General features: G+C 32.1%; 13 protein-coding genes. All 13 read left to right on the plus strand.

Features of this window, described 5'->3' with window-relative positions; all coding sequences use genetic code 11:
• Positions 1-326: 326 nt before the first annotated feature.
• Positions 327-602, plus strand: coding sequence for a hypothetical protein (locus RRB46_RS06945; protein WP_311537984.1), 276 nt, complete (start codon positions 327-329; stop codon positions 600-602).
• 44 nt (positions 603-646) lie between these two features.
• Positions 647-838 carry a hypothetical protein gene (locus tag RRB46_RS06950; protein WP_311537985.1) on the plus strand — a complete coding sequence of 64 codons (192 nt, stop codon included), beginning with the start codon at positions 647-649 and terminating at the stop codon, positions 836-838.
• A 45-nt stretch (positions 839-883) separates the two neighbouring features.
• Complete coding sequence (locus RRB46_RS06955; protein WP_311537986.1) at positions 884-2,539, plus strand: AP2 domain-containing protein; 1,656 nt, start codon at positions 884-886, stop codon at positions 2,537-2,539.
• 1,021 nt (positions 2,540-3,560) lie between these two features.
• Complete coding sequence (locus RRB46_RS06960) at positions 3,561-4,223, plus strand: ABC transporter ATP-binding protein (protein ID WP_311537987.1); 663 nt, start codon at positions 3,561-3,563, stop codon at positions 4,221-4,223.
• The gene (locus tag RRB46_RS06965) at positions 4,220-4,504 is read left to right on the plus strand and encodes a hypothetical protein (RefSeq protein ID WP_311537988.1); all 285 of its coding nucleotides are present in this window, start codon (positions 4,220-4,222) and stop codon (positions 4,502-4,504) included. Before RRB46_RS06960 ends, RRB46_RS06965 begins: the two co-directional genes overlap by 4 nt.
• A 5-nt stretch (positions 4,505-4,509) precedes the next feature.
• Positions 4,510-4,932: a hypothetical protein gene (locus RRB46_RS06970; RefSeq protein ID WP_311537989.1), complete on the plus strand. Its 423-nt coding sequence runs from the start codon at positions 4,510-4,512 to the stop codon at positions 4,930-4,932.
• Positions 4,929-5,567: a hypothetical protein gene (locus RRB46_RS06975; protein ID WP_311537990.1), complete on the plus strand. Its 639-nt coding sequence runs from the start codon at positions 4,929-4,931 to the stop codon at positions 5,565-5,567. Before RRB46_RS06970 ends, RRB46_RS06975 begins: the two co-directional genes overlap by 4 nt.
• A gap of 3 nt (positions 5,568-5,570) precedes the next feature.
• Complete coding sequence (locus RRB46_RS06980) at positions 5,571-6,731, plus strand: histidine kinase (protein WP_311537991.1); 1,161 nt, start codon at positions 5,571-5,573, stop codon at positions 6,729-6,731.
• Positions 6,709-7,302, plus strand: coding sequence for a response regulator transcription factor (locus RRB46_RS06985; protein WP_311537992.1), 594 nt, complete (start codon positions 6,709-6,711; stop codon positions 7,300-7,302). Before RRB46_RS06980 ends, RRB46_RS06985 begins: the two co-directional genes overlap by 23 nt.
• Positions 7,303-7,318: 16 nt before the next feature.
• The gene (locus RRB46_RS06990) at positions 7,319-7,540 is read left to right on the plus strand and encodes a hypothetical protein (protein WP_311537993.1); all 222 of its coding nucleotides are present in this window, start codon (positions 7,319-7,321) and stop codon (positions 7,538-7,540) included.
• Between the two features lie 127 nt (positions 7,541-7,667).
• Complete coding sequence (gene polA / locus RRB46_RS06995) at positions 7,668-10,307, plus strand: DNA polymerase I (protein WP_311537994.1); 2,640 nt, start codon at positions 7,668-7,670, stop codon at positions 10,305-10,307.
• Positions 10,294-10,887, plus strand: a complete 594-nt coding sequence (gene coaE, locus RRB46_RS07000) for a dephospho-CoA kinase (protein ID WP_311537995.1) — start codon at positions 10,294-10,296, stop codon at positions 10,885-10,887. Before polA ends, coaE begins: the two co-directional genes overlap by 14 nt.
• Positions 10,884-11,540: a lytic transglycosylase domain-containing protein gene (locus RRB46_RS07005; protein ID WP_106460028.1), complete on the plus strand. Its 657-nt coding sequence runs from the start codon at positions 10,884-10,886 to the stop codon at positions 11,538-11,540. The genes coaE and RRB46_RS07005 overlap by 4 nt, the downstream gene beginning before the upstream one ends.
• The last annotated feature ends 48 nt before the right edge of the window (positions 11,541-11,588 follow it).

Below are 11,588 nucleotides of genomic sequence, written 5' to 3' on the forward strand. Positions count from 1 at the left end.
AAAGTAAAATTAATTTCCTTTTCTCCTTGACTTTTGTTAGCAGGTTTTTGTGTCTACTTTTATAGTGCTGATATATAGGTGGTAAGTTAATTTTTTAAGAGGGTATTTATATGGCTAATTATTTTTAAGGGCTTAGAACGTAAATTATGAAGCTTTGTTGAAATTTCAACGTTTATTTTTTATGTTTATTTATTTTTTTATATATATTGGTTTTATGTGGTATTTATCGTAAAAACTAGCAAAAAAGTCTTGACATATATACCACTAGTGGTATACTAATATTAAGATAAGAGATACATAATAAATAAAAAAATAAGGAGATCAAAATGAAAAAAATTAAAGCAGTAGTAAAAGTAGAAGACATAATTGATTGGTTCGAAGATGGCGAAGAGATTGTAAGAGTAGAAATTGATAAAGACGGTTGGAATGCAGTTTTAAAAAGTGAAGCAGCTGGCTATGAAGATACAATTTATAAATTTGATCTAGAAAAATACGACTTTGAAGAGTGCGAAAATGCAGAAGAATATAGAGATTGGTTAAATGACTCTTTTAGACAAGAAATAGAAGTAGAAGAGTATACAATAAATATACAATTTGCATAGATTATAGCCCCTTGATTGGGGCTTTAATAAAAAGGAGATATAACTTGACAGAAAATAAAACAAGCAAAGCACAAATCAAGGCAAATAGGAGATGGGAGAAAAACAATCCAGAAAGGGCTAAGTATATAAGAAACCGCAGCGTGGCAAGAACCTTTGTCAGACATTGGGCGAATGAAGAAGATATAGAAGAGTTGCTGGAGATATATAAAAAAGAAAATCCAAACGCAGGTATATAAAAGCCTTTAAAGTAAAATAAAAATGACAAGAGGTGAAACAGAAGAATGAAATCAAAGCCATTAAAGGTTGGAGATAGATATGGTGAATGGGTTGTAATTGATAAAGGGAAAAAAAGCGGACATAGCCTTTGTAGATGTTCTTGCGGAGTAGAAAGAGAAGTAAATAATCAATCCTTAAAAAATGGCAGGTCTAGGTCTTGCGGTCATGTAACAAGAGAAAGAATGGATGCAAGAATTTTAGGCAAAAAATTTGGCAAACTTACCCCTTTAAAAAGAGTTAGTGGTAGTAAAAGGGCTAAGTATCTTTGCAAGTGCGATTGTGGCAATGAAGTTGTGGTTGATGGTAATGGTCTACTTTATAAAGGTAGAGTTAGTTGCGGTTGCATTAATAAAATGTATATAAAAAGCAAAAAGCCGTCAGACTTAAAGGAAGGTACAAGGATTAAGCACTTACTACCTAAATTAGATCCTAGGTCTACCACTGGATATAGGGGAGTAACGTTTTTTAAAAATGATGGGTTGTATATATCAAGCTTGAAATTTAAAGGCGAAAGTGAATACTTAGGATATTTTAAAACCGCCGAAGAAGCTTACCTAGCTAGGCTAGAAGCAGAAGAAGAGATGTATAAGCCTATTTTAAAAAAATATGGTCTATGGAATGAAGATAATTTTATAATTAAAAAAGGTGAAAAATATAAAGAGTGGAAGGTATTATTCCCTAATTCCTTACCAGGCAAAAGTTTTTGTAGGTCTGATACTGGAGAATTAAAAGAGATATCTAATGCAACCTTACTAGATGGAGATGATAGGAGATTTAAGCTATTATTGCCAAAATATAGCCCTAAAACTAATACAGACTATAGAGGGGTAGTAAAGGACAAGAAGACAAATTCTTTTACAGCTACAATTAAAATAGATGGTGTAGATAAAGACCTAGGGACTTATCCAACCGCTGAAAAAGCGTATTTAGCTAGGCTAAAGGCAGAGGATAAATTTTATAAGCCTATTTTAAGGAATCATGGACTATTACAAGAAAAGCCATTAAAAATTAAAAAAGGTGATAAGTTTGGAGATTGGACAGTATTATACCCCTATTCCTATCCATCTAAGAGTTTATGTAGGTGTTCTTGCGGGGTAGAAAAGGAAGTATATAACTCTGGCCTCATAAGTGGTAGGTCTACTTCTTGTGGTCATAGCAGTTATAAAAAGCTAGGTGATAAAGACTTTGGTAAAAAAGTTAGGATTGCTAAGTATAAGGAAATTGATAAAAAGATTTTAGACAAAACCTTTGGGGAATTAAAGGTAATTAAAAGAGTTAATTCTATTGGGGAATCTAGGTACTTATGCAAGTGTAGTTGTGGAAAAGAAGTAGAAGTTAGGGGTGTGGATCTTTTAAATGGCAATACAAAATCTTGCGGCCATGTGAGGGACGAACAAAAAGAATTAAAAGATAAACTTGTAGATGGAACTAGCCTATATGGTATCACTCAAGGCTTATCAAAAAACAACACTAGTGGATATAAGGGTGTAAGCTATGATAAAAAATATAAAAAGTATATAGCTTCTTTAACCCTTAATTACAAAAAAAAATACCTGGGGGCATACGATACGGCAGAAGAAGCATATCAGGCTAGGCTGGCTGGTGAAGAAAAGTATTTTAAGCCTATACTAGAAAAGTATGAAGATAAATTGGATAAATAAAAGGGAGGCTTGGGGCCTCCTCTTTTAAATTGTTACCAACCTGTTACCAACGGTTAATGTTTTTAAGATTTTTTTGTAAGTTTTTATCATTCAAAGCTTGGAGGTGCGGTGATTGCAATATTTGATTGATGACCACCACCGGCACCAAATACATTATAAGCGTTGGTTTTCCAACGTTTATTTTTTTAGGAGTACATAAAAAGTACTTATAATTTTATTAACAATCTCTTACAAGTGAATATATTCAATGCCTATGTCCTTATGGAAAAACCAAAACTCTTGCTCCTTGGTGAGCTCTTTAATAGTATGGATCAGGAAGGTGTAGTAGAACTTAGGGGAAATAATTAAGGCTTATGTTAGAAATAGCAGAGCAAAAATGCTTATCACATCCTACAACAAGGAAGATATAGATATTTTATCTGACCACGTTCTTGTTTTGAAAGACGGTAAGTTGACCAAGGTAAAAAGTTGAGAAAAATACCCAATATTTTTTCGGTATTTAAGTAGCAGGCTTTTACTAAAATAAAAAATTTGATATAATGAATTTGTTATCACACCCTATACTGATAGCAGTTAGGAGGTGAGTTATTTGGAAACATTGCACTTTTTCTTAGTGTCCGTTATGGTTGGTGTAACTACACATTATGTCATCAAATGGTTAGACGGGCATTCTAGTGATAACTAACCAAATAAAAAAGACGAGCTGGCACTCGTCTTTTTTAGTGAATTATTTGTACTTGCACTTTTTCACTTATAAATATTATACTATTTTATAAAAAGTTTTAAAGTTTAATTCAAGCAAAAATCTGATATATTGAATTTATCAGAAAACCCATACTTATAATAGTTAGTAAGTGGTTTATGGACATACTACATTCCTTTTACTCACTTATACTATACTACAATTTTCTTATGTTTAGAATTTTTTTCTTAATAATTTATAATTTCAAAAACAACTTTGCAGTTTTTACTCATGTATTATTTGTTCGATTCATTTAGAATATTATCAAGAGGTGATTATATGAATATAATTGAAGTGAAAAACATGAGTAAAAAATTCAAAAATAAAAATCTATTTAATGATTTTTCTCTAGAAATTGAAGCTAATACAGTCCATGCTCTAGTAGGTCCTAATGGATCTGGTAAGACTTCTCTGCTTAGAATACTCACTGGTCTTTATGAAGAAGATGGTGGCGAGGTTAGACTGAAGGGAAGTCATGCCATGTTACTTGAAAATGACTACTTGTATGAAGATAAGACAGGTCTAGAAAATATCAAATTATATGGTTTATATTTTGGCTATGGTCTAGATCCTTATCAAAAATATTCTGACTTGTTAGATCTTACAAATGAGCTGGGTAGAAATGTTTCGACATATTCTAAGGGTATGAAGAGAAAATTATCTTTGTTAATTATTGTAATGATGAATAGAGAGATAATATTTTTAGATGAGCTAACTAGTGGGGTAGACCCAATCTCAAGGGTCGAGATAAGAAAACTCATAAAATTATTAAAGAATGAAGGCAAGACTATAGTTCTTACAAGTCATGATCTTTTTGAAATTGAAAAAGTAGCCGATAAAGTATCTATGATAAAATCAGGAGTCTTACTTTTTACGAAAAATATCGGAGAAATTAAGGGAGAGAGCTTAGAAGATTTATTTATAGAGGAAGGCACGAAATGAAAAATAAGATGAATATTAATAGGGCTTGTCGCTACTATTTAAGTAAAGACAAGGATTTTATTGTAAATTTTTTATTATTTACCTTGATTTCTCTTGGCTTTATTTTTTTACTATATAAAGGGACCTTTGATTCTAGAGGAGATGATTATATTGTATTGATGCTATATGTACTAATGCTTGGAATTTCAATAATTATGTCTAATTCTATGGTTGTCAATCTTACGGTCAAGGACAAAGTAAATAAACGTATCGAATTTATCCTAGGCAAGGAATTAATATAAAAGATGTGATTAAAGCATATGCAATAGAAATGTGGAGACTATCTTCTATTGTTTCATTTTTATTGTTTTTCCTAACTTATGTCCTAGTAGATTTTCAGATTGAATTTAAGTGGATTGTGGGAATATTTGTAACAATGATAGGGATGACATACTTTGAAATCCTATTTTTTAACCTTATAAGTTTATCCCAAAAAAACTTTAAGTTTTTCAAAAATATAGTTTTCTTTGGAACAACAATTTTAATTTACATGATAGGCATATTTTCAGCGAAAATCCTATCATTAATAGAAAAATATAACCTAAACCTTATTTATATCATTTTGGGAATAAATATAGGATTAGCTTTAATCTTTGCAATATCTTCTATGAAAGATTTCTCTAAAATGAATAATGAAGATGTTCTTAATAAAGAAGGGTCATGGTCATGAACTTAGTCACTTGCGATTTAAGAAAACTTTTAGATAAAAATGCCTTATTAATGTCTCTTATGGCACTAATCTGCTCCTTTATGGCTTTGTTTTTTGGCGATGGAGGTAGTCAAGAAATAAATAAGGTCATGAATATAGTTGAAATTGATGGGATTTTAATACTTTTTCTAATGTTTGGAGTGGAACTTGCTAAAAACACCTTGGTATCAGATAAGATTAGCAAAAAACTTGAATTTTTACTTGCGAATGGACTTTCTATAAAAAAAATCCTAGGCAAATATTTGTTTAGTATCTATTTAGGGACATTAATTATAGTCCTTCCAAGCTTAATATTAAATTTACTAAAATTTGAGAGTAGCTTAATTATTATTTTAAATTTGCTTGTATCAAGTTTTCTTTACACTCTAATAATCGTTTTGATAATACTTGATACTAGAAACATGAATAAAATAAATTCTCTCCAAATTCGTTTGATAGGACTATCTTTACTAGTCATGATAAGTTCTTATCTAGTATATAATTTTACAAATTCCTTGGCATTTTATTTACTAACCAAGCTTTTGATTTTAGGATCAGTAATAATATTTTTGGGTATTAATACCAACAAAGAAAGGATTGTAGTCAGCTACTATTGAGATATGTATAAGAAATTAGAAAAAATTGTAAGCATTCATTTAATGATAATTATATTTTGGGGTCTTCTTTTTAAAAACAAGACCTTAGTAGAGGAAGGCCCAATTTTAAATGGCATTTCACTTATTTTATTTTTTACCTTATATGGACTTATATACACAGAAATTTCAAATAAAAAGATACCAGGAAAATTTTCTATTTTGGCTATACTCACATCACTTTTGCCACTAAGCTTGATTTTAATAAATGCTTTACCTTATAAGTTTATATTCGCTCTCATAAGCATCATTTCGACAAGTCTATTCATAAAAAAATACCTGGTTTTAGAGAATATAAAATATATAAACATCTTGCCAATATCTAGAAAATCCACCCAGATTTTTACTATAGACCTTGTATTTTTTATTTTTGCTGTGATTTATTTATTTGATATAGATACGGTAATGATAAATATATTTATCCAAATAATTTTTCTTATTACAGAATTTTTCTTTATTCTATTTTTAAAGGAAAAAGAGCTAGCATATGATAAAACTTTCAAACTTTATTACCTATCAGATTATATGGCTAGTGAAAGAGATGAATTTGCAAGAATTATCCATGATGATATTATCCAAGATATATTTGCGAGTAAAAATTATTTGTCTTCAAAAAATCCTGATATAGAATATACTAAAAATATTCTAAGAGAACTTGAGAAAAAAGCAAGAAACATAATGAAATTCTATCAGTCATCTTTATTTGAAAAAGCAAACTTAGAAACATCGCTCTTAGCCATATTTGATAATGTAAGTTCACTATATCCAGATAAAAATATTGAAATTACCAAACTTATCGATAGGGATCTAACAGAAGATAAAAGATTAATTAGACTAATTGCAATAATATCAAAGGAACTTATAAATAATGTTTACAAGCACTCAGATGCGACCTATTTAAACTATAAAATGTATAAGAATGAAAGTCTTATAGTTATAGAAATGGATAGTGATGGAGCAAGCCATTATGATTATGAAAAAATAAAGGAATCAAAAAGAGGAGTCTTGCTTCTTAATCTTTTAATAGATTCAAATTCAGGAAATATTTCTTATGGCTTAAATAAGGATATATTATCAACACGAGTTTGCTTGGAGGTAGAAAGAGATGAAAATTATTTTGTTAGATGACCATAAATTATTTGGTCAGTCTCTTAAAATGCTTTTAGAAGAGCAAGAAGAAATTTCATGTACTTATGTATCAAAAGTCCAAGAGTTTTTAAAAATGAAAGAAAAAGAAGACTATGATATTTTCTTAATTGACATAAATTTAAAAGATGATAGGACTGGTCTTGATTTAATTAAAGATTTGCTAGCTGAAAATCCCAAACAAAATATAATAGTCTTAACCTCTTATGATTTGGATAATTACAAGGATATGGCTTTTAAGTTAGGAGTAAAAGATTTTATAAATAAGTCTGTTAAAATTGAGGAAATGCTAGTAAGGCTTAAAAATGTTTACCAAGGCAAAAGCCCATCTAGGAAGACTTTAATCCTAGAAGCTCTTACTCAAATAGAAATAGAAGTTTTAAAGGAGCTGGTAAAGGGTGCTGATAAAAAGAAGATTGCCCAAAAACTTTTTATCAGCGAGAGAACTCTTTACAATCATCTGGCAAATATTTATGACAAGCTAGGAGTAAATAATGCTATAGAAGCCTATAATAAGGCCATGGAGCTGGGTTATATTGACCCTGTGATGTAAAATTGAAGGAGAATTTATGAAAAAAACGAAAAAGTGCCCAAAGTGTGGAGCAAGTGATATTTTATTTGTGCCAGGATCTGCTGGTGCTTACGGGACTGGAAATAATATTATGACAGGCCTTACAATTAAGTCAGCAGTGCCTGTTGATAGGTATATTTGCACTAGATGTGGCTATAGCGAGGAGTGGATTGACCTTGACTACATCGATAAATTAAAAAAGAAATATGATGAGATTTAATTAAAAAGGGAAGCATTTGTGAGAATGTTTCCTTTTTTCTTTAAAAATTTGTCAAAATACGTTATACTATAAGGTAGAGATAAGATTTGTTGCAGAAAATAGAAATATTTTTTGTTAAGGAGATATAATGAAAAAAACTGTAATGTTAATTGATGGTTCATCTTTGATTTACAGGGCCTTTTTTGCTCTTCCAAATTTGACCAACAATGACGGAGTTATGACAAATGGCGTTTATGGATTTTTGACCATGTATAAGAACGCCTTTGATAAATATAAGCCTGACTATGTCCTAGTTGCCTTTGATAGGTCGGGTGGAACTTTTAGAAATGAAGAATTTAAGGATTATAAGGCAAATAGGGATAAGACACCAAACGAGCTTTCCTACCAGTTTGGAATACTTAAGGATGTCCTTGAATCTATGGGAGTTAAATACACAGATCTAGATGGTTTTGAGGCTGATGATATAGTTGGAACCTATGCAAAAATGGCCAAGGAAGCAGGGGATGAAGCGGTCCTTATAACAGGAGATAGGGACTACCTCCAACTAGTAGATGATGGAATAATTGTCTACTTAACTAGGAAGGGTGTTTCAGATACTGTTGAATACAATGTCGAAAAAATTAAGGAAGAATATGGGATTAGCCCTAAGCAGCTTATAGATGTCAAGGGTCTTATGGGTGATAAGTCTGATAATATTCCAGGAGTGGATGGGATTGGTGAAAAACGTGCCCTCCAATATATACAAAAATATGGGTCTATAGAAGGCCTATATGAGAATATCGACGATATCACAGGCAAGAAGACCAAGGAAAATATCGAAAATGGAGAGGCCATGGCCTACTTATCCAAGAAAATTGGGACAATTGTCACAGATGCTCCAGTAGAATTTGAATATGATGACCTAGCCCTTGGAGAAATTGATAAGGAAGGCCTTAGAGAAAAATTTGCCAAACTTAATTTTAATAAGTTCTTGGATGAACTTGATTCTGATGGCAAGGAGGCTCCAAAGCTTGAATTTGAATACGAAGAGACATCTGATTTTAAGGATTTAATTGAATCTATAAAGGAAGATAAGGAGTTTTTCTTCAAATCCATTTACAATGGCGATAATTATATCCATTCAGAAATCTTTAGGCTTGCCATAAAAACAAAGGCTTCTAAGGTCTTTATAATTAAGCCAGATGAAGACTTTGTTAAAGCCTTTAAGGATATTTTTGCAGATGAATCCATTAGGAAGACTAGCTTTGATATCAAGGAAGAAATTGTCCTTCTAGACAAAGTCGGTATAAAGCTTAAGGCTCCTTACGATGATTTGATGCTTATGCACTATCTAATTGACCCATCTAGGTCCTCCTATGATTTGAAGGTCCTAAGCCAGTCCTATGCGAATTTTGAGGTTGATAACGTAGAGGCTTTATTAGGCAAGGGTGCTAAGAAGAAAAAATACCAAGATATTGATGCTGATAAACTAAATGCTTATTTAGCATCCCTAATCTATGCAATAGAATATTCCAAAGACAAGCTTTTAGAAAATCTCAAAGAATATGAGATGCTAGATCTATATGACAATATTGAAAAGAAACTTGCCGGAGTCCTTGCAGCTATGGAAATAGTTGGCTTTGCCACAGATAGGGCAATCCTAGAAGATATTAAAAAAGGCTTAGATGAGCAAATAGCAGACCTAACTAAGGATATATATGACTATGCAGGAAGCGAGTTTAACATAAACTCCACCAAGCAATTGGGAGAAGTCCTCTTTAAAGACTTAGACTTACCAGTTATTAAAAAGACTAAGACAGGATTTTCAACAGACCAATCAGTTTTAGAAAAACTTAGGGACAAGCACCCAATAATTGAAAAGATTGAAAAATACAGGGAAACCTACAAACTTCGCTCAACCTACATCGAGGGCCTAGAAAATGCCATAGATGGAGATGGAAGAATAAGATCAACCTTTAGGCAAAATATTGCTTCAACCGGTAGATTATCAAGCCAAGAGCCAAACCTACAAAACTTGCCGATAAAAACTGACGAAGGAAGAGCCATTAGAAAGGCCTTTAAGGCAGCTGAAGGAAATATCTTAATCGATGCCGACTATTCACAAATTGAGCTAAGGATTTTGGCAAGCCTTGCTGATGATAAAAATATGCAAGATGCTTTTAACCACAACATCGATATCCACACCCAGACCGCATCTGAAGTCTTTAATACACCTCTTGATAAGGTAAGCAAGCTTCAAAGGTCTGAGGCAAAGGCTGTAAATTTTGGAATAATCTATGGCATAAGCGATTATGGCCTATCACAAAACCTAAATATCCCTAGAAAACAAGCCAAAGATTATATTGATTCCTATAAGGCTTCATATCCTCAAATTAAGGCCTATATGGATAATGTCGTAAAACTTGCCAAGGACCAAGGCTATATAGAAACCCTCTTTCACAGAAGACGCTATATTCCAGAGATTTCGTCAAGAAATTTCAATGTCAGAAGCTTCGGTGAAAGGATTGCCCTAAATACCCCGATCCAAGGCACAGCGGCGGATATAATTAAAATTGCCATGATAAATACTCACCAGGCCCTTTTAAATGAAGGCCTTGATGCCAGGATAATTTTACAAATTCACGATGAAATAATTATAGAATCTTCCATGGAAGATAAGGATAGGGCTAAGGAAATCCTACAAAAATGCATGGAAGATGCAGCCAAGCTTAAGGTAAAGCTTGTGGTAGATATAGGTTTTGGGGAGAGCATGTATGAGTCCAAATAAGATTGTAATAACAGGGACAATTGGCTCAGGCAAGTCCGCCTTAAGCTCTATAATAAAAGATTTAGGCTTTGTAGTTATAGATAGCGATCAGGTAAATAGAAAGCTATTAGAAAAAGGCCAAGCAAATTATGAGGCCATCAAAAAAGATCCATTTTTTAGGAAGGCCTTTGTCTCTGATGAACTTGATAAAAACAAGATGGCCAAGATGATTTTTGCAAGTCCAGATCTCATGAAAAGATTAAATAAACTTACCCATCCAAATATAATGGCAGAGATTGAAAATCAGATAGGAAGTCTTGATGAAAAAAATGTCTTTGTAGAAATACCACTTTTTTATCAGATGGAAGCAAAATTTGACCCTGACCTTATCTTATTTGTAAGGGCAAGTGAGGAAATTCAGATAAAAAGGTTGACTGAGCGTGATGGGATAAACGAACTTTATGCCAAAAGCAAAATAGCCACTCAAGAAAAATCTATCATGGCTAAGGATGATGGTAAAATAATCATAGACAATGATGGCTCTATAGAAGACCTCAGGGTAAAAATAATAGAAATTTTAAGGACGGAAAATATTTTATGAAAGCACTCAAAGCTATAGGAAAATTTATAGGTTTTATCCTACTTGCAATCTTGCTTCTATTTGTCATAATTTATGGCATAATAGCCTATCAGACATCTAGGACAAGGATTAACTACCAAGATGAAATCTATGAATATTCAGAAAAATACAATGTAGACCCGCTTCTTACAGCATCAATCATAAAGGTAGAATCAGACTTTAACAAGGATGCGCAAAGTCATCAAGATGCCAAGGGCTTAATGCAGCTGCTTGACCAAACAGCATCCCATGCAGCTGAGCTTACAAATAAAGAATTTCATCCAGAAAAGCTTTCAGAAGTTGAATACAATCTTGACCTAGGTCTTGCCTATTATGATTATCTTTATAGGTATTACAACAACAGGGACCTAGCCCTAGCAGCCTACAATGGTGGGGTGGGTAATGTCGATAAGTGGATTAATGAGGGAATAGTGGATGCGACAAATCCAAATCCTTTAGATATTCCCTTTGAAGAAACGAGACAATATGTAACAAAAATTGATGCAAACTATGATGTCTACAAGAAGTTTTACAAAAATGGCTTGCCTAGCAAGGAGAGACTTGCAAATCTAAAACAGCTAGCCTTTGATAACTTTATGACATTTTTAGAAGATATTATCTCAAATGTAAGATAAATATTGAGAAATTTTCGATTTTATTCTATAATAGTATTATAGAGAAAA

The sequence above is a fragment of the uncultured Anaerococcus sp. genome (assembly GCF_963512375.1).
GTDB lineage: Bacteria > Bacillota > Clostridia > Tissierellales > Peptoniphilaceae > Anaerococcus.